This is a genomic window from Variovorax sp. DAIF25 (assembly GCF_050711835.1).
Classification (GTDB): domain Bacteria; phylum Pseudomonadota; class Gammaproteobacteria; order Burkholderiales; family Burkholderiaceae_C; genus Variovorax.
Genome location: NZ_CP136636.1, coordinates 3304013 through 3326306, shown reverse-complemented (window position 1 = coordinate 3326306; position 22294 = coordinate 3304013). Strand labels below are relative to the sequence as shown.

The 22294-nt window shown below is 70.2% G+C and carries 23 protein-coding genes; 7 read left to right on the top strand and 16 right to left on the bottom strand.

Annotated elements, in window-relative coordinates; translation table 11 throughout:
- Positions 1-13: 13 nt before the first annotated feature.
- Genes araD through R0232_RS15450 form a run of 6 tightly spaced genes read right to left on the bottom strand, consistent with a single transcriptional unit; the run spans position 14 to position 6633 of the window.
- Positions 14-712: an L-ribulose-5-phosphate 4-epimerase AraD gene (gene araD / locus R0232_RS15475; RefSeq protein WP_057596725.1), complete on the bottom strand. Its 699-nt coding sequence runs from the start codon at positions 710-712 to the stop codon at positions 14-16.
- A complete protein-coding gene (locus tag R0232_RS15470) occupies positions 699-2360 on the bottom strand; it encodes a ribulokinase (RefSeq protein WP_431512666.1) in 1662 nt (553 codons plus the stop codon). The genes araD and R0232_RS15470 overlap by 14 nt, the downstream gene beginning before the upstream one ends.
- Positions 2361-2365: 5 nt before the next feature.
- Complete coding sequence (locus R0232_RS15465; protein ID WP_057596723.1) at positions 2366-3397, bottom strand: ABC transporter permease subunit; 1032 nt, start codon at positions 3395-3397, stop codon at positions 2366-2368.
- 37 nt (positions 3398-3434) lie between these two features.
- Positions 3435-4169, bottom strand: coding sequence for an HAD family hydrolase (locus R0232_RS15460; protein WP_431512665.1), 735 nt, complete (start codon positions 4167-4169; stop codon positions 3435-3437).
- On the bottom strand, positions 4166-5656 hold the full coding sequence (locus tag R0232_RS15455; RefSeq protein ID WP_431512894.1) for a sugar ABC transporter ATP-binding protein: 1491 nt from the start codon (positions 5654-5656) through the stop codon (positions 4166-4168). The genes R0232_RS15460 and R0232_RS15455 overlap by 4 nt, the downstream gene beginning before the upstream one ends.
- Positions 5657-5691: 35 nt before the next feature.
- Positions 5692-6633 carry an ABC transporter substrate-binding protein gene (locus R0232_RS15450; protein WP_208508432.1) on the bottom strand — a complete coding sequence of 314 codons (942 nt, stop codon included), beginning with the start codon at positions 6631-6633 and terminating at the stop codon, positions 5692-5694.
- A gap of 236 nt (positions 6634-6869) precedes the next feature.
- Between R0232_RS15450 and R0232_RS15445 the strand changes: the two genes are divergently transcribed.
- Entirely contained in the window at positions 6870-7766 is an 897-nt protein-coding gene (locus tag R0232_RS15445) for a ribokinase (RefSeq protein WP_431512664.1), read from the top strand.
- A 7-nt stretch (positions 7767-7773) separates the two neighbouring features.
- Here the strand turns inward: R0232_RS15445 and R0232_RS15440 are convergent, their stop codons facing one another.
- The 5 genes from R0232_RS15440 to R0232_RS15420 are packed head-to-tail and all read right to left on the bottom strand — an operon-like array spanning position 7774 to position 13464.
- Complete coding sequence (locus R0232_RS15440) at positions 7774-9069, bottom strand: acetyl-CoA hydrolase/transferase family protein (protein WP_431512663.1); 1296 nt, start codon at positions 9067-9069, stop codon at positions 7774-7776.
- A gap of 48 nt (positions 9070-9117) precedes the next feature.
- Positions 9118-10143 carry a class I fructose-bisphosphate aldolase gene (locus R0232_RS15435; protein ID WP_431512662.1) on the bottom strand — a complete coding sequence of 342 codons (1026 nt, stop codon included), beginning with the start codon at positions 10141-10143 and terminating at the stop codon, positions 9118-9120.
- A 46-nt stretch (positions 10144-10189) separates the two neighbouring features.
- The gene (locus R0232_RS15430; protein WP_431512661.1) at positions 10190-11362 is read right to left on the bottom strand and encodes an NAD(P)/FAD-dependent oxidoreductase; all 1173 of its coding nucleotides are present in this window, start codon (positions 11360-11362) and stop codon (positions 10190-10192) included.
- Between the two features lie 28 nt (positions 11363-11390).
- Positions 11391-12290, bottom strand: coding sequence for a delta(1)-pyrroline-2-carboxylate reductase family protein (locus tag R0232_RS15425; protein WP_431512660.1), 900 nt, complete (start codon positions 12288-12290; stop codon positions 11391-11393).
- A 10-nt stretch (positions 12291-12300) separates the two neighbouring features.
- Positions 12301-13464 (bottom strand): branched-chain amino acid ABC transporter substrate-binding protein, encoded by a 1164-nt coding sequence (locus tag R0232_RS15420; protein WP_431512659.1) that lies wholly within the window; start codon positions 13462-13464, stop codon positions 12301-12303.
- A gap of 206 nt (positions 13465-13670) precedes the next feature.
- Here R0232_RS15420 and R0232_RS15415 point away from each other — a divergent pair, with 206 nt between their 5' ends.
- Positions 13671-14576, top strand: a complete 906-nt coding sequence (locus tag R0232_RS15415) for a LysR substrate-binding domain-containing protein (protein ID WP_431512658.1) — start codon at positions 13671-13673, stop codon at positions 14574-14576.
- 143 nt (positions 14577-14719) lie between these two features.
- Here R0232_RS15415 and R0232_RS15410 read toward each other — a convergent pair whose 3' ends face one another.
- The 4 genes from R0232_RS15410 to R0232_RS15395 all read right to left on the bottom strand — a co-directional run bounded on the left by R0232_RS15410 (position 14720) and on the right by R0232_RS15395 (position 17872).
- The gene (locus tag R0232_RS15410) at positions 14720-15748 is read right to left on the bottom strand and encodes an aldo/keto reductase (protein WP_431512657.1); all 1029 of its coding nucleotides are present in this window, start codon (positions 15746-15748) and stop codon (positions 14720-14722) included.
- 104 nt (positions 15749-15852) lie between these two features.
- Complete coding sequence (locus R0232_RS15405) at positions 15853-16719, bottom strand: alpha/beta hydrolase (RefSeq protein ID WP_431512656.1); 867 nt, start codon at positions 16717-16719, stop codon at positions 15853-15855.
- A 137-nt stretch (positions 16720-16856) separates the two neighbouring features.
- The gene (locus tag R0232_RS15400) at positions 16857-17384 is read right to left on the bottom strand and encodes a demethoxyubiquinone hydroxylase family protein (RefSeq protein WP_431512655.1); all 528 of its coding nucleotides are present in this window, start codon (positions 17382-17384) and stop codon (positions 16857-16859) included.
- On the bottom strand, positions 17381-17872 hold the full coding sequence (locus R0232_RS15395; protein ID WP_431512654.1) for an Lrp/AsnC family transcriptional regulator: 492 nt from the start codon (positions 17870-17872) through the stop codon (positions 17381-17383). The genes R0232_RS15400 and R0232_RS15395 overlap by 4 nt, the downstream gene beginning before the upstream one ends.
- A gap of 97 nt (positions 17873-17969) precedes the next feature.
- Here R0232_RS15395 and R0232_RS15390 point away from each other — a divergent pair, with 97 nt between their 5' ends.
- The 5 genes from R0232_RS15390 (at position 17970) to R0232_RS15370 (ending at position 22094) form a co-directional block, all read left to right on the top strand.
- Positions 17970-19151, top strand: coding sequence for a M20 aminoacylase family protein (locus tag R0232_RS15390; protein WP_431512653.1), 1182 nt, complete (start codon positions 17970-17972; stop codon positions 19149-19151).
- 31 nt (positions 19152-19182) lie between these two features.
- Positions 19183-20412 (top strand): diaminopropionate ammonia-lyase, encoded by a 1230-nt coding sequence (locus R0232_RS15385; RefSeq protein WP_431512652.1) that lies wholly within the window; start codon positions 19183-19185, stop codon positions 20410-20412.
- A gap of 31 nt (positions 20413-20443) precedes the next feature.
- A complete protein-coding gene (locus R0232_RS15380; protein WP_431512651.1) occupies positions 20444-21235 on the top strand; it encodes an alpha/beta hydrolase in 792 nt (263 codons plus the stop codon).
- 79 nt (positions 21236-21314) lie between these two features.
- Positions 21315-21464: a hypothetical protein gene (locus R0232_RS15375; RefSeq protein ID WP_431512650.1), complete on the top strand. Its 150-nt coding sequence runs from the start codon at positions 21315-21317 to the stop codon at positions 21462-21464.
- 153 nt (positions 21465-21617) lie between these two features.
- Positions 21618-22094: a hypothetical protein gene (locus tag R0232_RS15370; protein ID WP_431512649.1), complete on the top strand. Its 477-nt coding sequence runs from the start codon at positions 21618-21620 to the stop codon at positions 22092-22094.
- On the opposite strand, the gene R0232_RS15365 is transcribed toward R0232_RS15370, so the two are convergent.
- On the bottom strand, positions 22069-22269 hold the full coding sequence (locus R0232_RS15365) for a hypothetical protein (protein WP_431512648.1): 201 nt from the start codon (positions 22267-22269) through the stop codon (positions 22069-22071). The genes R0232_RS15370 and R0232_RS15365 overlap by 26 nt on opposite strands.
- Positions 22270-22294 lie beyond the last annotated feature (25 nt).

Below are 22294 nucleotides of genomic sequence, written 5' to 3'. Positions count from 1 at the left end.
CGGGTTCGTGTGTCTATCGGGCCTGCCCATAGTAGGCGCCGGCGCCATGCTTGCGTTCGTAGTGCTTGCGGATCACGGCGCTCGGCAGCTCGCGCGCCTGGGGGTCGATCGATTGCGTGAGATAGGCCATCTGCGCCAGTTCCTCGAGCACGCGTGCGTTGTACACGGATTTCATCGCGCTCTTGCCCCAGGTGAACGGCCCGTGGCACGACACCACGATCATCTCGACCTCCTGTGGCGAGATGCCCTGCATCCGCCGCACGATCTGCAGGCCGGTCTCCTCCTCGTAGTCGCGCGCCACGGCCTCGTCGCTGATGACCTCGGTGACCGGCACCGCCACCGTGAGGTGGTCCGCATGCGTGGTGCCGTAGATGGGGATCGGGCGCCGCGCCTGGGCCCAGGCGACCGCATGCACCGAGTGGGTGTGGCAGACGCCGCCGATGCCTTCGAAGGCGCGGTAGAGCACCGCATGGGTCTTCGTATCGCTCGACGGCCGCAGGCTGCCTTCGACCACGCGCGACTCGAGATCGACCACCACCATGTCGTCGGCCGTCATCCGGTCGTAGGGCATGCCGCTGGGCTTGATCGCGAAGACGCCCTGGCGGGCATCGAAGGCGCTCACGTTGCCGAAGGTGTACAGCGCCAGCGCCTGCTTCGGGATTTCGAGGTTGGCCTCGTAGGCCTCGCGCTTGAGTTCTCTATGCAGCGTCATGGCCCACCTTCTCCTGCTTCATCCCTTGCACCAAGGCGCCCATCTCGCGATAGCGCCGGAATAGTAAACGATAGGCCGCGGCCTCCACCGGCCGCGGCTCGTAGACCAGGTCGAAGCCGCAGGCCATGGCCCGCTGCGCGGCGGGAATGTCGGCATGCAGGCCGCATGCGACCGCCGCGCACATGGCGGCGCCCAGCGCCACCGCCTGCTCCGACTTCGCCACGCGGATGCGCTGGTCGAACACATCGGCCTGGATCTGCATCAGCAGCGCCGACTTGCGCGCCACGCCGCCGATCGCGAGCACCTCGTCGATGCGCACGCCCGAATCGGTGAAGCGGTCGACGATCGCCTTCGCGCCGAAGGCCGTGGCCTCGACCAGCGCACGGTAGAGCTGCGGCGCCGAGCTGCCCAGCGACAGCCCGAACAGCGCGCCGTGCAGCGTCTGGTCGGCATAGGGCGTGCGGCGCCCGTTGAGCCAGTCGAGCGCGGCCACGCCGTGCGCGCCCGGCGGCTCCAGCGCGGCGGCGCGCTCGAGCCGCGGCAGCAGTTCGGCGCGCAGCGCCTCGCGCGCTTCGCCGTCCTGCAGCGGCCACTCGAGCACGCGCGCGAACCATGCGAAGGCATCGCCCACGGCCGACTGCCCGGCTTCCAGGCCGATGGCCCCGGCCATCACCGAGCCGTCGACCTGGCCGCAGATGCCCTCGACCACGCGGTCCCCGAGTTCCTCGGTCGGCGCCAGCACGATGTCGCAGGTCGAGGTGCCCATGATCTTGACCAGCGTGTGATGCCGGATGCCGGCCCCGACGGCGCCCATGTGGGCATCGAAGGCGCCCACGCCGACCGTCACGTCGCCGGGCAGGCCCAGCCGGTCGGCCCAGGCGGGCGTGAGCGTGCCGATCGGCGTCTCGGCGGTCCAGGTGCGTTCGTACAGCCGCTCGCGGATGCCGTCGAGCAGCGGGTCGAGCCGGCTCAGGAAGGCCTGCGACGGCAGGCCGCCATGGCGCTCGTTCCACATCGCCTTGTGGCCGGCGGCGCAGCGGCTGCGCCGCAGCTGCGCGGGCGCGGTGGTGCCGGTGAGTTCGGCCGGCAGCCAGTCGCAATGCTCGACCCAGCTCGCGGTGGCCTGGCGCACCCGCGCGTCGTGCCGGAACACCCACAGCAGGTTGGCCCAGTACCACTCGGCCGAATACACGCCACCGATGTGCGCCGTGTAGTCGACGCCGCCCCAGCCGCGCGCGGTGGCGGTGATCTGCTCGGCTTCGAGCGTGGCGCTGTGGTCCTTCCACATCAGGAACATCGCGTTCGGGTTGTCGGCGAAGGCCGGCTGCAGCGCCAGCGGGCGGCCGTCCGCGTCGACCGGCGCCGAGGTGGAGCCGGTGGTCGCGATCGACAGGCCGCGCACGCCGGCGCGCACCGCGGGCGCCACCTGCGACAGCGCACCGCGCACCGCCTGGGTCAGCGCCTCGAGATGGTCCAGCGGATGCTGGCGGAAGATGCGCCGCACCGGATCGCAGTACTGGCCGGCGGCCCAGCGCGGAAAGGCCGCCACCGCGCTCGCGAGCTCTTCGCCGGTGAAGGCGTCGGCGATCACGCAGCGGCAGGAATCGGAGCCGAAGTCGACGCCGATGACAGGAGTGATGGAGGTCATGGCGCTCAGTGTTGCGATTGCTTCTGCCGCCATCTGTCGATGATCACCGCGAGCAGGATCACCGCGCCCTTGGCCACGTACTGCCAGAACGACGAGACGCCGAGGATGGTCAGGCCGTTGTTGATCACGCCGATGATCAGCGCGCCGATGATGGTGCCGCCGATCGAGCCCACGCCGCCCATCAGGCTGGTGCCGCCGAGCACCACCGCCGCGATCGCGTCGAGCTCGTAGCCGGTGCCCCAGTTGCCGTTGGCGCCGAACAGCCGGCTCGCCGACATGGCGCCGGCCAGGCCCGAGAACAGGCCGCTGATGGCATAGACGAACAGCAGCACGCCACCCACGCCGATGCCCGTGAGGCGCGCCGCCTCGGGGTTGCCGCCCACCGCGTAGATGTGCAGGCCGAGGATGGTCTTGCGCAGGATGACCCACGACAGCAGCGTCACGCCGGCGGCGATCCACACCAGCCAGGGCAGGCCCAGGAAGTCCTCGTTGCCGATCCAGCCGAAGCTCGGGATCTCGCTGTTGAGCACCGTGGTGCCGTCGGCGAACAGGTAGGCCGCGCCGCGCAACGCGGTCATGGTGCCCAGCGTCACGATGAAGGGATTGATCTTCAGCAGCGCCACCGTGGTGCCGTTGAGCAGCCCCATCAGCAGGCCCGCGGCGAGGAACACCGGCAGCGACAGCGCCGCGTGCGAAGTGAGCGAGGTCAGCATGCCCAGCACCGCGGACACGGCCAGCATCGAGCCCACCGAGAGGTCGATGCCCGCGGTCAGGATCACGAAGGTCATGCCGGCCGCGAGCACCAGGTTGATCGAGACCTGGCGCAGGATGTTCATCGTGTTCGCGGTGGTCGCGAAGTTCGAGCCGCCGTCGCCCGACAGGTAGACCGTGAGGCCCCAGAACACGAGGTAGAGGATCAGCAACGCGGGCAGCATGCCCAGGCGCTGGAGGATGCCGGTCGCGCGGCTGGCGCGCGCCGGCGTACCGCCCGGGGGGGATGCCGGCGGGAGCGCCGGGGAAACGAGTGTCTTGGACATGGCGAGGGTTCGGTGATGTGGGGTTGTGCGGCACGGATCAGCGCGGCGCGCGCGTGGCGTTGGCATGGGCCTGCTGCAGCAGCCCGGGCGTCAGCGCTTCCATGGTGTCGATGCGCAGGTCGGCCAGCGCGAGCGCCTCGGCCGACAGCGGGTAGTCGGGCCCGGGCGCGGCGATCGCGGCCATGCCGGCGGCCTTGAGCGAGCGCAGGCCGTTGGCGCTGTCCTCGATGCCGACCGCGGCCTGCGGCGCGATGCCCAGGCGCGACAGCGCGAGCAGGTAGATGTCGGGCGCGGGCTTGCCGTGCTCGACGTCGTCGCCGCAGACCACGGCCTGCATCAGCGGTGCCAGGCCGCTGGCCTGCAGCACGTGGTGCGCGAGCTCGGCCGGCGAGCCCGTGGCCAGCGCCACCGCGTGCGAGCGCGCGGCCATGCGCACCGCCTCCACGGCACCGGCGCGCAGCGGCAGGTGGCGCCGGTACTGCGCCAGCATGCGGCCAACGATCTCGCGCGCGATCGCGGCCTCGTCCATGCCGTTGCGCTCGCGCAGCCGCAGGCGCTCGACCATGATGCGCGACCAGGCCGCGGTGTTGGTGCCCATGGTCGACTCCTGGTCCTCGGTGGTCCAGCGCGCGCCGATGCTCTGCGCGAAATCCTCGCGCACGCGCTGCCAGACGATCTCGGTGTCGATCAGCACGCCGTCCATGTCGAAGACCACGGCCTGGAGCGGCGAAGAAGAAGCGGAGGAAGGGTGGGTTGCGATCGAGGCGTTCATGCGATGTGCCGCTCCGGCTCGGGAGCGTTGACTGCGAGTTGGATGATGTTTTCCTGGGTGATGCGATCGCCCGCGAGTTCGCCCGCGATGGCGCCTTCGCGCATCACGAGCACGCGGTCGCACACGCCGACGATCTCGGGCAGCTCGCTCGAGATCACGACCACGGCAACGCCGGCCTCGGACAGCTCGCCGATGATCCGGTAGATCTCGCTCTTGGCGCCGACGTCGACGCCGCGCGTGGGCTCGTCGAGGATCAGCACGCGCGGCTGGATCTCGAGCCAGCGCGCCAGCAGCAGCTTCTGCTGGTTGCCGCCCGACAGCGCACCCACGATGCCCTGCGGCCCCGCGATCTTCACGTTGAGCCGCGCGATGGCCTGGCGCGTCAGGCGGTCGAGCGCGCCGTGGTTCAGCACGCCCGCGACCGCATGCCGCGGCAGCACGTTGATCGCCACGTTGGTCAGCGCGCTGAGCTGCAGGAACAGGCCCTGCCCCTTGCGGTCCTCGGGCACGTAGCCCAGGCCGAGGCGGATGGCATCGAGCGGGCGGCGCACGTCGACCGGCTGGCCGTCGACCAGGATCGTGCCGCCGGTGCGCGCGTCGGCGCCCACCACCAGCCGCGCCAGCTCGGAGCGCCCGGCCCCGACCAGCCCGGCCAGGCCCAGCACCTCGCCCGCATGCACGCGCAGGCTGCTCGGCCGGTTGCGCGGCCCGCTGAGGTCGCGCAGCTCCAGCATCACGCGCCCGGGCGGGCGCCGGCCGCGGTGCTGGTAGAAGTCGGTCAGCGTGCGCCCGACCATCATCTGCACGATGCGCTGCTCGTCGATCTGGTCGCGCGCCAGGTCCGCCACGTGGCAGCCGTCGCGCAGCACCGTCACGCGGTCGGCCAGCGCCGTGACCTCGGCCATCCGGTGGCTGATGTAGATGATCGCGATGCCGTCGTCGCGCAGCCGCCGCATGACGCGGAACAGGTGCGCCGTCTCGCGGTCCGACAGCGCGGCCGTCGGCTCGTCCATGATCAGGATGCGGCCCTTGTGCACCAGCGCCCGCGCGATCTCGACCTGCTGCTGCTCGGCGATCGACAGCCGGCCGGCCGGCCAGTCGGCGCCGAACTGCGCGCCCAGCAGCTGCAGCACGCGCTCGGTCTCGCGCAGCATGCGCGCGCGGTCGACCAGCCAGAGCGCCGCGCGCGGCTCGTTGCCCATGAACACGTTCTCGGCCACCGTGAGGTGCCGCGCGATGGCGAGCTCCTGGTAGATCAGGTTGATGCCCGCGCGCTGGCCATGGGCCGGACTGCGGATGGCCACCGGCTGGCCGGCCACGCGGATCTGCCCGGCATCGGGCTGGTAGACGCCCGAGAGGATCTTCATCAGCGTGCTCTTGCCCGCGCCGTTCTCGCCCATCAGCGCGTGGATCTCGCCGGGGCGCACCTGCAGCCGCATGTCGCGCAGCGCCCGGGTCGCGCCGAAGCGCTTGTGGATCCCGGACATCTCCAGCACGAACCCGTCCATGGCGGCCTGCGTGCTCAACGCACCCAGCCCTTGTAGCCGGCGATGTTGTCGCGCGTGGTCAGCGGCGTCGCCATCAGGTTCAGGGTCTTGGCGGGCTTGCGGCCGTTGAGCAGGCCGTAGGCCACGCGCACGCTCTCGGCGGCCATCTCGTTCGGGTCCTGCGCCGGCGTGACGACGAACAGCGAGTCCTTGGCCTTGAGCGCGGCCTCGCCGTCGGGCGAGCCGTCGACGCCGCCCGTGACCTTGATGTCGGTGCGGCGCGCCTGGCGGATCGCGAGCTCGGCGCCGATCGCCGTCGGGTCGTTGATGCCGAACACCGCATCGATCTTCGGCTGCGCCGTCAGGATGTTGGCCATGGCGGCCAGCCCGCCGTCGCGGCTGCCCTTGGCGTCCTGGTTGTCCGACACCAGCTTGATGCCGGGGTACTTGGCCAGCGTCTCCTTGCAGCCCTTCACGCGGTCCATGATCGACGACACCGGCGGGCCGTTCACGATCACGAAGTTGCCCTTGCCGCCGATGCGTTCGGCCAGGAACTTGCAAGACTCGGCGCCCGCCATCGTGTTGTCGGACATCACGGTGGCGTCCGCGCCCTCGGCCGTCACGTCCACCGCCACCACGATCACGCCCGCCGCGCGGGCCTTGCGCACGGCCGGCGCGATCCCCTTGGAGTCGGCCGCGCCCAGCACGATCACGTCGACCTTGTTGGCGATGAAGTTGTCGATCTGGTCGACCTGCGTGTTGAGGTCGTACTTGCTCGAGACCGTGGTCACCTTCACCGCCGGATTGATCTTCTTGGCCTCGGCTTCGGCGCTGCGGCCGATCGCGACGAAGAACGGATTGGCCATGTCGCCCAGCGTGATGCCGATGGACCTGAGCGGCTTGTCCTGCGCGAATGCATGGCCCGCGCACAGCGCGAGGACGGCGGCTGCGACGCAGCGGGTGATCGACTTCTTCATGGACCTGTCTCCTTTCGAATGCTCTGGAAGGTGCGCGCCGGAAGCCGGCAGGCGTTCGGTTGTTCGATAGAACGAACGAATTCTATTGTTCATTCGAACATTTCAAATCGAACAATATCGAAATTATTCTCAGGGAAATCCCTCGATATATGTCCGTTTATGTGCGTATTTGATGCTGCATACTTGCCGCGCCTTCGCGACCCCGCGAGGCGCAGCCAAAGGGGAAAAGACAAGCCATGACTCGCTTGCTGGTGGTGGGCGGCATCAACATGGACTACGTGTTCGAAGCACCCTGCCTGCCGCGCACCGGCGAGACGCTGGGCGGGCAGAGCTTTCGCCGCGCGTCCGGCGGCAAGGGCGCCGACCAGGCCGTGGCGGCCACGCGCCTGGGCGCCGAGGCCTGGCTGGTCGGCTGCACCGGCGACGACGCGGAAGGCCGCGAGCTGCTGGGCCGCCTGCGTGCCGAGGGTGTGCGCACCGACCACGTGGCCACCACGGCCGACGCCCCCACCGGCGCCGCGGCGGTGTTCGCCTGCCAGGGCGAGAGCGCCATCGCCGTGGTGCCGGGCGCCAACCACCGGCTCAGTGCCGCGCACGTGCGCGCGGCCGAACCGCTGTTCGGGCGCAGCGACCTGGTGCTGGCCGAGCTGGGCATTCCGCTGGCGGCCGCGCTCGAGGCGGCCGAGCTCGCCCACCGCCACGGCAAGCCCTTCCTGCTGACGCCCTCCCCCGCGGGCGCGATCCCGCCCGAACTGGCGCGGCGGGTGCATCTGTTCCTCGCCAACGAGCACGAGCTGATGGCGGGCTTCGGCGACGGCGAGTCCGACTGGCGCGCGCTGCTGGCGAGATGGCCGGGCCGCATCGTCGTGACGCGCGGCGGCGAAGGCGCGGCGCACGTCGATGCCCAGGGCACGCTGCACGAGCAGCCGGCCTTCCGCGTGCCGGTGATCGACACCACCGGTGCCGGCGATGCCTTCGCCGCGGCGCTGGCGGTGCACTGGGCGCTCGGCATCCCGCGCGCGATGCGGCTGGCATGCGCGGTGGCGGCGCTCGCGGTGCGCGGCTTCGGCTCGCAGAGCACGCTGCCCACGCAGCGCGAGCTGCAGGACTTTCTGGAGCGCGCGGACTCCTAGAACGAGATCACAGCAGCCTCAGCCGCCGTGCCTGCTCTTCGAGTTCCGCGCGGAAATCCGGATGCGCGATCGCGATCAGCTCGCGCGCGCGCTGCTTGGCCGACTTGCCGCGCAGTTGCGCCACGCCATGCTCGGTCACCACGTAGTCGATATCGTTCTTGCTCGTGCTCACGTGCGTGCCGGGCGACAGCGAGGGCACGATGCGCGAGATGGTGTCGCCCTTGGCGGTCGAGGGCAGCACGATGAAGGCCTTGCCGCCGCGCGAGCGGTTGGCCGCGCGCACGAAGTCCGACTGCCCGCCCGTGCCCGAGTACGGCGCATGGCCCAGGCTCTCGGAGCCGCACTGGCCCAGCAGGTCGATCTGCATGGTGGCGTTGATGGCGACAAGGTTGTCGTTGAGGCCCGCGAGTGCCGGGTCGTTGGTGAAGTTCACCGGATGCATCTCGAGCGCCGGGTTGCGGTCCATGAAGCGGTAGAGCTTGCTCGAGCCGAGCGCGAAGGTCGCGATCGACTTGCCCGGCAGGTGGTTCTTGCGCCGGTTGGTCACGGCGCCGCTCTCCACCAGCGTGAGGATGCCGTCGCCGATCATCTCGGTGTGGATGCCGAGGTCGCGCTTGGCGGTGAGCTGCATCACCACCGCGTCGGGAATGCCGCCGTAGCCGATCTGCAGGGTCGAGCCGTCGTCGATGCGCTCGGCCACGTACTTGCCGATGGCCTGCTGCACCGGGCCGATCTTGGGCAGCCCCACCTCGAGCACCGGCGCCTCGCTCTCGACCAGCGCCGCCACCTGCGACACGTGCACATGGCAGGCGCCATGCGCGAAGGGCACGTTCGGGTTGACCTCGAGCACCACCGCGCGCGCCTTGGCCACGGCGGCCATCGTGTAGTCCGCACCCAGGCTCAGCGCGAAGTAGCCGTGCGCGTCCATCGGCGAGGCCATGCTGAAGACCACGTCGGCCGGAATCTGGCCGCGCTCGATCTGCGCCGGGATCTCCGAGAAGTAGTTGGGCAGGAAATCGATCCAGCCCTCCTGCCCGCCCGCGCGCGTGGCACCGCCGAAGAACAGCGCGACATGGCGCACGTGCGCCACCGTCTCGGGATCGATGTAGGCGTACTTGCGCATCGCGAGGATCTGCGCGACCTTGACGTCGCGGAAATCGCGCCGCTGCTCGGACAGTGCCTCGAGCAGCGCGGGCGGCTCGCCCACGCCGGTGGGCACGATGATCATGTCGCCGTTGCGCACCTGGCGCACGGCATCGGCGGCGCTGGCGCGCTTGCGGCGGTACTGGTCCTGGAAGTCCATGAAGCGTCTCGTCTCTTTTTCTGAAGGGATGGGAAATGAGGGGTCGGCCTACAGCGGCGCGTCGTTGCGCGCATCGTAGGTGCCGCGCCGCGCGGCCCGGTTGCAGCGCGCACGGAACACCAAGGCCTTCTGCGCCTCGGCCACGCGGGCCGGGTCGCCCTTCCAGAGCTCGAGCGCGGGCTGCTGCACCGCGCGCGAGAACGAGAAGCTCAGCGCCCACGGCAGCCGCGCGCCGAAGCGGGCATTCATCGCATTGAGCCGCGCCGAGGCGAGCTGCGCCGACTGCCCGCCCGAGAGGAAGGCCACGCCCGGCACCGCCGCGGGCACGCTGCGCAGCAGGCAATGCACCGTGGCGTCGGCCACCGCGGCCACGTCGTCCTGCACGGCGGCGTTCTGCGCCGGCAGCACCATGTTCGGCTTGAGCAGCATGCCCTCGAGCAGCACGCCCTGCGCGCGCAGCTCGGCGAAGGTGCGGTGCAGCACTTCTTCCGTGACCTCGGCGCAGCGCGCGAGCGAATGGTCGCCGTCCATCAGCACCTCGGGCTCGACGATAGGCACCAGCCCGGCTTCCTGGCACAGCGCCGCATAGCGTGCGAGCGCATGGGCGTTGACGCGGATGCAGGCGCGGCTGGGCAGGCTCGCGCCGATCGCGATCACGCCGCGCCACTTGGCGAAGCGCGCGCCCAGGCCCGCGTACTCGGCCAGCCGTTCGCGCAGGCCGTCGAGGCCCTCGGTCACGGTCTCGCCCGGATGGCCCGCGAGCGGCTTGGCGCCGGTGTCGACCTTGATGCCCGGCACGATGCCCGCGGCGGCCAGGGCCTGCGCGAAGGGCACGCCGGCGTGGGTGGTCTGGCGCAGCGTCTCGTCGAACAGGATCGCGCCGCCGATGCTGTCGGACAGCCCAGGCGCCGTGACGATCAGCTCGCGCCAGTCGCGCCGCGCCGCCTCGGTCTGCGGGATGCCGAGCGCGGCGAAGCGCTTGTTGCAGGTGGCGTTGCTCTCGTCCATCGCGAGCAGGCCCTTGTCGGCGGCCAGCAGCGCGGCGGCCGTGTCGGTCAATGTCTTGGCGGTCATGTCGGGACACCTTTCGGGGGCCATCCTACGCCCGCGAGGTTTGCCCCTAGATGACGTTGCGCTCCAAGAGCGGCGTGTTGCGCAGGATGCGCTCGAAGCCCACGGCCGACAGGTCGAGGCTGCGGTAGCCGCCGAACCGGATCAGCTCGGCCACGCCGCGCCCCGCCGCCGGGCATTGCTGCAGGCCATGGCCCGAGAAGCCGTTGGCGAAGTAGAGGTTGTCGCAGTCCGGGTGCAGGCCGAGGATGGCGTTGTGGTCGAACAGGTTCATCTCGTAGTAGCCGGCCCAGGCACCGGTCATGCGGATGGCCTCGAAGGCCGGCACGCGTTCGGCCAGCGCGGGCCAGATGAAGCTGTCGAAGGCCTCGTACTCGACCTCGAGCGCGGCGTCGTCGGGGTCCTGGTCCTCGGGCGGCGCGAAGCCGCAGATGAACTGGCGGCCCTCGGGGCGCAGCCAGATGCCCGAGGTGTCGATCACCAGCGGGCAGCCGGGCAAGGCCTCGGGACACGAGAAGCTGAACACGCTGCGCCGACGGCCGCGCACCGGCAGGTCGATGCCGGCCCAGCGCGCCACCGCCGCGGCCCAGGCGCCCGCGGCATTGACGACCACGTCGGCCGGCAGGGCCTGGCCGTCGGCGAGCACGACGCCGCGCACGAGGCGCCCTTCGCATTGCAGCCCGGTCGCCCGCGCCTGCACATAGCGCGCGCCCTGCGACACGGCCTTCCTGCGGAAGGCCTGCAGCAGGCTGTAGCCGTCGTACCAGCCCTCGCCCGAGAGCCCCAGCGAACCCAGCGCCACGCCCTCCGTGTCGAGCCACGGAAAGCGGGTCTTCAACTCCTCGGGGGCGAGCAGCGCCACGTCGACCGCATGCGCCTTCTGCAGCGCATGGTTCTCGCGCAGCACGCCCTCGCCCGCCGCCGAGGCCAGGTAGAGGTACCCGGGCTCGACCAGGCCGATGTCGGGTGCGTCGTCGCCCACGCGCAGCGTCTGGCCCAGGCTGCGGAAGAAGTCGATGCCGTAGCGCGACATCTCGATGTTGATGGCGGTCGAGAACTGCTGGCGGATCGAACTGGCCGACAGCGCCGAGGAGGCCTGGCTGTACGAGAAGTCGCGCTCGACCACCGTGACCTCGAAGGGCTCCTGCGCCGGATCGCGGGTCAGGAAATAGGCGATGGCCGAGCCGATGGCTCCGCCGCCGATGATCACCACACGCCGCATGGAATGCCTTTCGCTCCGCTCGTCATCGTCACCTTCCTTCGTCATACGCCAGCCGCGCCGCCGCCAGATCCCACAGCGCATGGCCCACGGTCTTGACCAGCACCGGCGCGCCGGCCGCCGCGGGCACCGCATGCGCGAAGTCCTGCACGGCGCGCCAATCGACGTCGGCGCGGATCAGGTCGCCGGCCTCGCGGCGCGCGCCCTCCAGCGTATCCACAAACACGCTGCCGCGGCGCACCAGCGCGGCGGGCACCTCGGCCATGTCGGCGCGGTAGGCGCCGATCGCGATCACGCAGGCATCGGGGCGCAGGTCCGGCGGCACCACGGGGTCGAGCGCATTGGTCGCGGCGACGACGAGGTCGGCCTCGCGCGCGGCGGCGTCCGCATCGGCGATCGCCTGGGCATCGACACCGAGCGAGCGCATGTGCCGCGCGAGGTCCTCGGCATGAGCAGCAGTACGCGCATGGATCGCGAGCCGCCGCAGGCCCCACAGCTCTGCCAGCGCCTCGGCATGCGCGCGCGCCTGCACGCCCGCGCCGATCAGCAGCACCTGTTCCGCCCCCCTGCGCCCGGCCCGCATCACACCGGCCAGCGACAGGGCCGCCGTGCGCCGCGCGGTCAGCACATTGCCGTCGAGCGCGAGCAGCCGCGTGCCGGTGGCCGCATCGAGCAGCACCACCTCGCCCTGCACCACCGGCAGGCCGTGCGCCGCATTGCCCGCATGCACGGTCACGGTCTTGAGCGCGGCGAAGTCGGCGTCGGCCGCGGGCATCAGCAGCATCGTGCCGCCGGCCGCAAGCGGCACCGCGGTGCGCGGCGCGGCCCGTGCCTCGCCGCGGCGTTCGCGCTCGAACATCCGCAGCATGGCCTCGACCAGCGGTCCCCAGGGCAAGGCCGCGGCCGTCTCGGCCGCATCGAGCGTACGCACCGGGGCCGCCTCAGGAACCGGCGACGCGCACGCGCTTGCCGTCCTTGTAGGTGAAGACGGTGAAGTCGGGCTTCTGCAGGTTGCCCTTGGCATCGAAGGCGATGGCGCCGGTCACGCCGTCGAACTTCACCTTGCGCATCGCCGGCAGGTAGGCCGCGGGCTCGACCGAGTTGGCCTCGCGCATGCCGGCGGCCAGCGCCATCATCGCGTCGTAGAGGTAGGGCGCGTAGGTCAGCACGTCGACCCCGAAGCGCGCCTTGTAGCGCTGCTCGAACTCGGCGCCCCTGGTGGTCTTCTCGACCTCCTTGCCGCCGCGCGTGCAGTAGAGCAGCCCGTCGACCGCGCCGCCGCTGATCTTGGCGACCTCGTTGGTGCACAGCCCGTCGGTGCCCAGCAGCTTGGCCGTGATGCCCAGCTGCTTCATCTGGCGTGCGATCAGCCCGCCCTGCGCGTCCATGCCGCCGTAGAACACGACCTCGGGCTGCTTCGCCTTGATGCTGGTGAGGATCGCCATGAAGTCGGTCGCCTTGTCGCTGCCGTACTCCTGCGCGACGATGGTGCCGCCCAGCGCCTTGACGCCGCGCGCGAACACCTCGGCCGCGCCCTGCCCGTAGGCGGTGCGGTCGTCGATCACGGCGATCTTCGTGGCCTTGAGCTCCTTCACCGTGTAGTTCGCGATCGCCATGCCCACGTCGTCGTCGCTCGCGAGGATGCGGAACACGTTGTCGTAGCCCTGCTTGGTGAAGCTCGGGTTGGTGGCGGTCGACACGTCGGGCAGGCCGGCGCGGCTGTAGACGGCCGAGGCGGGGATGGCGGCGCCCGAATTGAAGTGGCCGAGGATGCCCTTCACGCCCATGTCGGCCAGCTTGTTGGCGACCACCATGGCCTGCTTGGGATCGGCCTGGTCGTCCTCGGACTGCAGCACGAACTTGATCTTCCTGCCGCCGATCAGCAGGTTCTGCCTGTTGAGATCCTCCACCGCGAGCCGCGCGCCGTTGTCGTTGTCCTTGCCCCAGTGGGCGGCGCCGCCCGTGAGCGGGCCGGCATGGCCGATCAGCACCGTCTGCTCGGACTGGGCCCAGGCCGGCAGCGCCAGGGCGCCGGCCAGGACGCCGGTCAGCAAGCAGGCCGAAGCGGCGGCATGGCGCCGTGGCGATACGCGCGAAGCGGTCATCGAAAGTCTCCTTGTGTTTGTGCGTGCGGGCCGCGCTGGAGGCCCGAACGCAGAATAGAGTCGCGCTGGCGGGCGCAACAAACGCTCAATGCGCACGACGTTGTGCGATCCCGGAAGGAAGCCCCTCGGATCGGCGACGCGATGAATGCTTTGGTTGACGGAAAGCGGGCCGCGCCAGAATCGGCCCACCAGGACAAGCAGGCGAGATGAGAAAAGACATACCCAACCTCGGCGCGCTGCAGGCCTTCGAGGCCTCGGCGCGGCTGGGCAGCTTCACGCGCGCCGCGAGCGAACTGGCGCTCACGCAGAGCGCGGTCGGCCGCCAGGTGGCGATGCTCGAGCAGCGGCTCGGCGTGGCGCTGTTCTCGCGCGTGCGGCGCCGGCTCACCCTGACCGACGTGGGCCGCGAGTACGCGGCGCGCATCCGCCGCCACCTCGACCAGATCCGGCGCGACACGCTGGAGATCGCCGCCGGCCACGACATGGGCTTCGTGCTCGAGGTGGCGGTGGTGCCCACCTTCGCCACCCAGTGGCTGATTCCGCGCCTGCCCGATTTCAGCCGGTTGCATCCCAACATCACGGTCAACCTGTCGGCGCGCTCGCAGCCCTTCTCGTTCCAGGAGAACGCCTACGACGCCGCGATCTACTTCGGCGACCAGTTCTGGCCCGACACGCGCGGCGGCCGCATCTTCTCCGAGGGCGAGATGGTGCCGGTGTGCAGCCCGGCCTTCCGCGATGCCAACGCCCCCTGGGACGAGGCCGCGTTCGCGCGCTGCCGCCACGTGCACCTGAGCACGCGCGCCCATGCCTGGCGCGACTGGTATGCGCAGCAGGGCTGGGACTACACGGTGCATGCCTCGCGCGGGCCGCGTTACGAGCTCTTCACCATGGTGACGGCCGCCACCGCGGCCGGCATGGGCGTGGGCCTGGCGCCGCGCCTGCTGATCCAGCACGAGCTGCGCACCGGCGAGCTCGTGATCCCGATCGACCGCAGCCTCGACGTGAGCCAGGGCTACTACTTCGCCTATCCCGAGGGCCGGCCGGCCTCGGGGGCGCTCGAGCACTTCAAGCGCTGGGTGCTGAGCCTGACGCCGGAACCCGCGAAGGATTGAGCGGCCTGTCTTTTTCCTGCCCCCTCCCCCTCTGGGGGAGGGCCGGGGTGGGGGCACCGACCGCTCGAGAAACACGAGGCGATGGATGCGCCCAGTGCCCCCATCCCGACCTTCCCCCAGAGGGGGAAGGAGTCAATACCTGATCAGACCGGCGCCGGGTTGCGCTCCGCGAAGCCGCGCTGGTGCCAGTACGGATAGGCCAGCGTCGTCGTGCTCGCCACGTCGAGCTCGGCCACCTGCTCCTTCGTGAGGTTCCAACCCACCGCGCCGAGGTTCTGGCGCAGCTGCTGCTCGTCGCGCGCGCCGATCACCACGCTCGACACCGTCGGGCGCTGCAGCAGCCAGTTCAGCGCCACCTGCGGCACCGTCTTGCCGGTCTCGCCGGCGATCTTCTCGAGCGCATCGACAACGCGGTAGAGCAGTTCGTCGGGCACCGGCGGGCCCATGTCGGCCGTCACGTGCAGGCGACTGTTGGCCGGCAGCGGCTGGCCGCGGCGGATCTTGCCGGTGAGGCGGCCCCAGCCCAGCGGGCTCCACACCACCGCGCCCACGCCCTGGTCCTGTGCCAGCGGCATCAGCTCCCATTCGTAGTCGCGGCCCACCAGCGAGTAGTAGGCCTGGTGCGCCACGTAGCGCGGATAGCCGTAGCGATCGGCCACGCCCAGCGACTTCATCAGGTGCCAGCCCGAGAAGTTGGAGGCGCCCACGTAGCGCAGCTTGCCGGCGCGCACCAGGTCGTCGAGCGTCGAGAGCGTCTCTTCCACCGGCGTGGCGGCATCGAAGCCGTGCAGCTGGAACAGGTCGATGTAGTCGGTGCCCAGGCGCTGGAGCGCGGCGTCGACCGCGGCGACCAGGTGGTAGCGCGAGGAGCCGACCTCGTTGGCGCCCTCGCCGCTGCGGAAGGTGGCCTTGGTCGAGATCAGCAGCTTGTCGCGCGGCCGGCCCTTGATGGCTTCGCCGAGCACCGACTCGGCGGCGCCGCCCGAATAGATGTCGGCGCTGTCGAACATGTTGACGCCCGCGTCGAGGCAGATGTCGATCAGCTTGCGGGCCTCGGCCACGTCGGTGCTGCCCCAGGCCTGGAAGAATTCGCCCTTGCCCCCGAAGGTGCCGGTGCCGAAGCTCAGGACGGGGACCTTGAGGCCCGATCGGCCCAGATGACGGTATTCCAAGATGCTGCTCCTTCGGCCCGCGGGCCAGGGTGATGCGGGCCGACGGCCCGCGGATGGCCGCCATTGTTGGCCGCGGGACTGAACCCCGGCCGGCAGTCGGGCTTCTAGGGCAGCAGCTTCGAGATCGCGTCCTCGAACGCCAGCACGTCCGAACCGACGTGGGTCGAGTTGAACACCGTCTGCGTCAGCTTGAAGTCCTTGTAGTTGCGGGCCGCGAGCCGGTCGTACATCTCCTTCACCAGCGGCCCGTTGCAGTTGGCGTCGCAGCGCGCCAGCACCATGGTCGCGGGCAGCGACTTGCCGGCCAGCGCGGTGAACATCTTCTGCTCGAGGTCGTAGTTGAAGTCCTTCTGCTGCCAGAAGGCGGCCTCGGTCGACAGGAAGTACGAGAACACCAGCTGGTCGGGCGCCTCGAGGAACATCGCGGTCGCGGCCAGGTTGCCGCTGGTCGACAGGCCCGAGAGCATGCGCCGCTTCGGGTCCATGCGGTACTTCGATTCGAGGTAGGGAACCAGCTCCTTCACGAGGAAGCCGTGGTAGCCGGTGGCGCCCGGAAAGTTGTAGTCCTCCTGCCGCCGCGCGCTGCCGCCGATGCCCACCAGGATGGCCTTGGTGCCACGCCGTTGCAGGATGTTCTTGAGGTTCGTGAAGCGCGTGTCGGGCAGGCCGTTGGTGGCATCGCCGTCGAGCGCATAGATGGTGGCGTAGGCATCGGTGCTGGCGTCATAGCCGGCCGGGATGTAGATGTCGATGCGGTAGTCCACGCCGTAGGCCTTGGCGCTGACGGTCTCGCTGACCACGCGGCCGCTGGTGGATGGCGGCGGCGCGGGCTGCTCGGGTGCCGGGCCCGGCGGCAGGATCGGGAGGCCACCGCCTCCTCCGCCGCCACCTCCACCGCAGGCGGCCATCGCCGCGACGAGCACGCAAGCGCACACAGCCGCGAGTGCGCGGCGCCATTTTTCTTGTCTCATGTGGTTCCTCTTCGACCCCGGCACACGTCGTGCCGGGGCGGGATGCTGCGCCGGGGACCGGGCAGCGTCAACCTCGCCGGTCGGATCGGCCAGGCTGTGGCGCCATGTCCACACGCCTCGCGACGGCACGATGGCGTCTACAGCCGCATGCCGAGCCAGATCACCGATTCGGTCGAGGCCGCCACGACCGGGCTCAGCAGCCGCGACCAGAAGCGGCCGGGCTCGAGGTGCGCCGCCGACTGGTCGTGGTGCTGCCGCTCCTCGTCGACGATCTGCGCGATGGCCGCCACCGCCGCCTCGTCCTTGCCCGCCAGCTCGCGCAACTGGGCCTCGAGATGGCGCAGCACCACGCGCTCCACCGCCACGGTGGTGGCCGCGATCGCGTGGCGGCCGAGCAGCCCGGTGACCAGGCCCAGCACCCAGCCGCCGATGCCGCACAGCCAGTAGCTGCGGCAGCGGCGCACGCCGCGCCGTTGCAACTCGGTGGCGAACACGGCGCGGTGCCGTTCCTCGTGCGACCTGAATTCGCGCAACTGCGGCACCAGCGCCGGCGCGGTGAAGCGCGCGGACAGGATCTGCGCGCGGTAGATGTTCACCGCGCCCTGCTCGCCCGCATGGTCGACCTTGAGGATGCGGCCGCCGAGCGCGGTGTCGCGCGAGCTCAAGGGGCGATCTCCTTCAGGGCCTCGTCCACCGGCACCGTCAGCCCCACCTTCACCCGGCTCATGGCCACCAGCGTCTTGAAGCGCTTCACGTTGTTGTTCTCGAAGAACAGTTCGCGCGTGAGCCGCGTGTAGTCGGCCATGCTGCGCACCGCGAAGATCAGCACGAAGTCGCACTCGCCCGCCACGTAGTAGCACTGCTGCACCTGCGGGCAGGCCTGGAAGCTGCGCTTCATCGCATCGAGCAGGTCGACGCGCTCGCTCTCCACCTCGACCTCGACGATCACCGTGAGCTCGCAGCCCACCGCGTCGGGATTGACGATCGCCGCATGGCGCTCGATCACGCCCTCGTCGGCCATGCGCTTCAGGCGCCGGTTGACCGCCGCGGCCGAGAGATGCACCTGCTGGCCCAGCTGGCCCTGCGGCAGGCGCGCGTCCTGCTGCACCAGCGCCAGCAGCTTGAGGTCGTAGGCATCGAGGGGCGTGGGCATGGGCGGGACCGGCAGGCGTGGCGGGTGGAATGAAATTGCGCCGACAGCCCCTTCAATGCGCGCAAATTCAGGGGTCGGCGAAATAGCATTGTTGCCCATGACCACCGCCACCCTCGCCTCCGACGCGCCGCTCGATGCCGAACTCTCGGGCTGGCGCCGCTACCTGCACACCATTCCCGAGACCGGCTTCGCCGAGCACCGCACCTCGGCCTTCGTCGCGCGCACGCTGCGCGCGCTGGGCCTCGAGGTGCACGAGGGCATCGGCGGCACCGGGCTGGTGGCGAACCTGCGCGTGGGCGAAGGCCGCGGCACGATCGGCATCCGCGCCGAGATGGATGCGCTCGACATCGCCGAATCGGCGCCGGGCCGCGCCCATGCCTCGGCCACGCCCGGCAAGATGCACGCCTGCGGTCACGACGGCCACATGTCGATCGTGCTCGGCGCGGCGCGGCTGCTGCGCGAGCGCCAGGACTTCGACGGCACCGTGCGCTTCATCTTCCAGCCCGCCGAGGAACACGGCCGCGGCGCCAAGGCGATGATGGCCGACGGCCTGTTCGAGCGCTTCCCCGTCGACGAGATCTACGGCCTGCACAACATGCCGGGCCTCGCGGCCGGCACCATCGCCACCTGCGCGGGCGGCATCATGGCCAGCGAAGACAACTTCACGATCCACGTGCGCGGCCGCGGCACCCATGCGGCACGGCCGCACATGGGCATCGACCCGATCGTGATCGGCGCCGAGATCGTGCTCGCGCTGCAGACCATCGTCTCGCGCAGCCTCGACCCGGGCGCGCAGGCCGTGATCTCGTGCACCGAGTTCATCACCGACGGCATCCGCAACGCGATTCCCTCGAACGTCGTCATCAAGGGCGACACGCGCAGCTACGACCCCGCCGTGCAGGCCACGCTGGAGCGGCGCATGCGCGAGATCAGCGAGGGCATCTGCCGGCTGCACGGCGCCGAATGCGCGTTCTCGTACACGCACGAGTTCGAGCCCACGGTGAACTGGCCCGAATGCGTGCCGCACGCCGTGGCCGCCGCGACCGCAGTGCTCGGCGCCGGGCGCGTGGACGCCAACACCGTGCCGATGATGGCCTCGGAGGACTTCGGCGCCTTCCTGCGCGTGGTGCCCGGCGCCTTCGTGTTCCTCGGCAACGGTGCCGACGGCCAGCCCGGCGGCACGCCGCTGCACAACGCGGGCTACGACTTCAACGACGCGGTGCTCGAGATCGGCGCGCGCTACTTCGCGGAACTGGTGCGGCTGCGGCTGCCGCGCTGAATCCCTTCTCTTCTTCCGAAAGACACCAGACATGCTGGTCCGCAATGCCCGCGCCGTGCGCGCGCCCTACCCCGAGGCGCTGCGCCGCATCCTCAGCATCGACGAGGCACGCGCCACGCGCTCGTGGCTCTCGCGCTGGTCGCTGCTCGCGCCCGAGCCCACGCCGCTGCGCCGCCTGAGCGACCTGGCGCAGGCCTGCGGCATCGCCGAAGTGTTCCTCAAGGACGAGTCGCTGCGCTCGCCGCTCGGCAGCTTCAAGGCACTCGGCGCGCCGGCCGCGCTGGTGCGGCTGGTGCTGCGGCGCCATCCGGACTGGAACGCCGACACAGTGCTGCGCGGCGAACACGCGAATGCCTTGAAGGACCTCGTCGTCATCAGCGCCACCGACGGCAACCACGGCCGCGCACTCGCCGCCGCGGCGCGCAGCGTGGGCGTGCGCTGCGTGATCGTGCTGCACCGGCACGTGAGCGCCGAGCGCGAGCGTGCCATTGCCGACTTCGGCGCCGAGATCGTGCGCATCGAGGGCAACTACGACGCCTCGGTCGCGCATGCCGCGCAACTCGCCGAACGGCATGGCTGGCAGGTCGTGTCCGATACCGCGTACCCGGGCTACGAGGACGTGCCGCGCGACGTGATGCAGGGCTACGGCACGATGGTCGACGAGGCGCTCGAACAGCGTCCCGCCGCGCCCGACGGCGCCTGCCCCTTCAGCCACGTCATCCTGCAGGGCGGCGTCGGCGGCCTCGCGGCCGGCGTGGCGAGCTACCTCTGGGAACGCTTCGGCGAACGCCGTCCCGTGCTCGTCGTCGCCGAACCGCGCCAGGCCGACTGCCTCACGCGCAGCGCCATCGAGGGCCGGCCGGCCGTGGCCACCGGCAGCGTCGATTCGGTGATGGCCGGCCTGGCCTGCGGCGAGACCTCGACCCTGGCCTGGCGCTTCCTCGAGCCCTCGGTCGATGTGTTCCTCACGCTGGAGGATGAAGAGGCGGTGGATGCGATGCGGCGGCTGGCCGAGGGATCGGCGCGCGACGTGCCGGTGGTGAGCGGGGAATCGGGCGCCGCGGGCGCGGCCGCGTTGCTGCAGCTCGCACGGTCCGAGGCGGCGAAGGCGCAGGCCGGACTCGGTGCTTCGTCGAAGGTGCTCTTGATCAGCACCGAGGGGGCGACCGCGCCTTCGGTCTATGCGGAACTGATGGGCCGTACCGCGGATGAAGTGCTGGCAGCGCAACGCGAATGGCTGAGCCAGGGGACTCGGCGGTAGCATCGACCGCCCTTCCTCCAGGAGATCGTCGATGCGCCAGCTTGCGGGACTTTGGATCGCGGCCCTGTGGATCGCGTGCTTCTCACCCGTGCAGGCCCAGGTCACGCAGCAGGTGGTGGACATCCCCACCCGCCCCGGCGTGACGCAGCGCATGCTCGTGCTGACCCCGCCCACGCCGAAGGCGGCCGTGATCTTGATCGCGGGCGGACATGGCGGGCTTCGGATCTTTGCCAACGGATCGCTCCAATGGGGTGCCGGCAACTTCCTCGTCCGCACGCGGCAACTGTTCGCCGACCAGGGACTGCTGGTGGCCGTCATCGACGCACCGTCCGACCGGCAGAGCCCGCCCTACCTCGCCGGCTTTCGCCAGAGGCCCGAGCATGCGGCCGATCTCCAGGCCGTCATCGCCTGGATGCGCGCGCAGTCGAAGGTGCCTGTATGGCTCGTGGGCACCAGCCGCGGCACGCAATCGGCGGCCTATGTCGCGACCGAGCTCTCGGGCACCGACGGCCCGGACGGCGTGGTGCTGAGCTCCACCATCCTCACCGACGATGGCGGCCGCCCCGTTCCCGCCATGCCGCTCGCGAAGATCCGCGTGCCCGTGCTCGTGGTGCATCACGAACAGGACGGCTGCAGGCACTGTGCCTTCGCCGGCGTGCCCGCGCTGATGGCGAAGCTCGAGAACGCGCCGCGCAAGGAAGTGCTGAGCTTCCAGGGCGGCGAGAACCGGGGCGATCCTTGCGAGGCGATGGCCTACCACGGGCTCAACGGGCTCGACGGCGAGGTCGTGCCGCGGATCGCGGGTTGGATACTGGCGCGATAGCGCCGGGCCGCCGGCCGGCCTCGCACAGTTCTTACACGCTGTAGAACCTCTTCTCCACATGCCAACCTAGACTGGACCGATGAAAGCCAACCAAGGACTCGGAGTGGGCGCCGGACTGGCAGCCGGCGTGGGCATCGGCGCATGGATCGATGACATCGGCGTGGGGATCGGGATCGGGCTTGCGCTGGGGATTGCGCTGTCGCTGGCGTTCGGGCGCGAGGACGATTGAAAGGCACGGGCTGCGACAGTGGTGCGCCGAAGGGGACGCTGATACCTCGGACGAAACTGGCGAAGTAGCGTCGCACGAGCCTCCAGGGTATCCAGACCTGCTACCTGCCTGAAATCTCGCGGTCGAGCGGCGGAGGCTCCCTAGTCTTCATGCATGAATCACTCTCAGCCACGGCCACGCTTCACAGGCGCATTCAAGGTCCTGGTCATCCCGACAACGCTGTTCGCCAGCATCGCAGCCAGCGCTCAATTCGCCGTGGCGGGCTTTGCCATCGGTCAGGAGATGAAGTCCTGCCCGGACTCTTCTGTGCCCGTGCGCAAGGATGCCCGGAACAGCGGCATTGCCTGCAGGTTTCCGGAAAGATCCAGAGCGGTCTTCGGTACGCCGGCAGACCAACTCTCGCTGGCCACCGATCAGCGGGGCGAGGTGGAAAGTGTCCTGGTCGTGGGGATCGATGCCGTGCAAGCCGTTGCGAAGGCTGCTGAAGCGTACGGTTCTCCGGATGCGTCGGAGGTGCACGAGAAGCTCTCCTTCTGGGCGTGGCTGCGAGGGGATGTCCGACTGGTCATCTTCCACCATCACGACACCCCGGCCTCGTCCAACATCATCCTCGACCGATATCCTCGATAGTCCGTCGTTTTCGATCGGGAACAACCGCCTCGCGCAGGCTCAGGCTCCACTTGTCGCGTTCAACCAACCCCACCGTTTCAAACTCAGCGGCGATCACAGGATGAAGTTTCGAATCCAGGAAGTCGAACTCGAGGGGGCCGATGCCTGACAACCGATAGCGCAGATTCGCCACCACCTCTTGATCTGCTTTTTTGGGGAGA

Bases quoted from the DNA above. Each gene is read 5' to 3' on its own strand.
- araD (WP_057596725.1), bottom strand. From the start codon at position 712: ATGACGCTGCATAGAGAACTCAAGCGCGAGGCCTACGAGGCCAACCTC.
- R0232_RS15470 (WP_431512666.1), bottom strand. From the start codon at position 2,360: ATGACCTCCATCACTCCTGTCATCGGCGTCGACTTCGGCTCCGATTCC.
- R0232_RS15465 (WP_057596723.1), bottom strand. From the start codon at position 3,397: ATGTCCAAGACACTCGTTTCCCCGGCGCTCCCGCCGGCATCCCCCCCG.
- R0232_RS15460 (WP_431512665.1), bottom strand. From the start codon at position 4,169: ATGAACGCCTCGATCGCAACCCACCCTTCCTCCGCTTCTTCTTCGCCG.
- R0232_RS15455 (WP_431512894.1), bottom strand. From the start codon at position 5,656: ATGTCCGGGATCCACAAGCGCTTCGGCGCGACCCGGGCGCTGCGCGAC.
- R0232_RS15450 (WP_208508432.1), bottom strand. From the start codon at position 6,633: ATGAAGAAGTCGATCACCCGCTGCGTCGCAGCCGCCGTCCTCGCGCTG.
- R0232_RS15445 (WP_431512664.1), top strand. From the start codon at position 6,870: ATGACTCGCTTGCTGGTGGTGGGCGGCATCAACATGGACTACGTGTTC.
- R0232_RS15440 (WP_431512663.1), bottom strand. From the start codon at position 9,069: ATGGACTTCCAGGACCAGTACCGCCGCAAGCGCGCCAGCGCCGCCGAT.
- R0232_RS15435 (WP_431512662.1), bottom strand. From the start codon at position 10,143: ATGACCGCCAAGACATTGACCGACACGGCCGCCGCGCTGCTGGCCGCC.
- R0232_RS15430 (WP_431512661.1), bottom strand. From the start codon at position 11,362: ATGCGGCGTGTGGTGATCATCGGCGGCGGAGCCATCGGCTCGGCCATC.
- R0232_RS15420 (WP_431512659.1), bottom strand. From the start codon at position 13,464: ATGACCGCTTCGCGCGTATCGCCACGGCGCCATGCCGCCGCTTCGGCC.
- R0232_RS15415 (WP_431512658.1), top strand. From the start codon at position 13,671: ATGAGAAAAGACATACCCAACCTCGGCGCGCTGCAGGCCTTCGAGGCC.
- R0232_RS15405 (WP_431512656.1), bottom strand. From the start codon at position 16,719: ATGAGACAAGAAAAATGGCGCCGCGCACTCGCGGCTGTGTGCGCTTGC.
- R0232_RS15395 (WP_431512654.1), bottom strand. From the start codon at position 17,872: ATGCCCACGCCCCTCGATGCCTACGACCTCAAGCTGCTGGCGCTGGTG.
- R0232_RS15390 (WP_431512653.1), top strand. From the start codon at position 17,970: ATGACCACCGCCACCCTCGCCTCCGACGCGCCGCTCGATGCCGAACTC.
- R0232_RS15385 (WP_431512652.1), top strand. From the start codon at position 19,183: ATGCTGGTCCGCAATGCCCGCGCCGTGCGCGCGCCCTACCCCGAGGCG.
- R0232_RS15380 (WP_431512651.1), top strand. From the start codon at position 20,444: ATGCGCCAGCTTGCGGGACTTTGGATCGCGGCCCTGTGGATCGCGTGC.
- R0232_RS15375 (WP_431512650.1), top strand. From the start codon at position 21,315: ATGAAAGCCAACCAAGGACTCGGAGTGGGCGCCGGACTGGCAGCCGGC.
- R0232_RS15370 (WP_431512649.1), top strand. From the start codon at position 21,618: ATGAATCACTCTCAGCCACGGCCACGCTTCACAGGCGCATTCAAGGTC.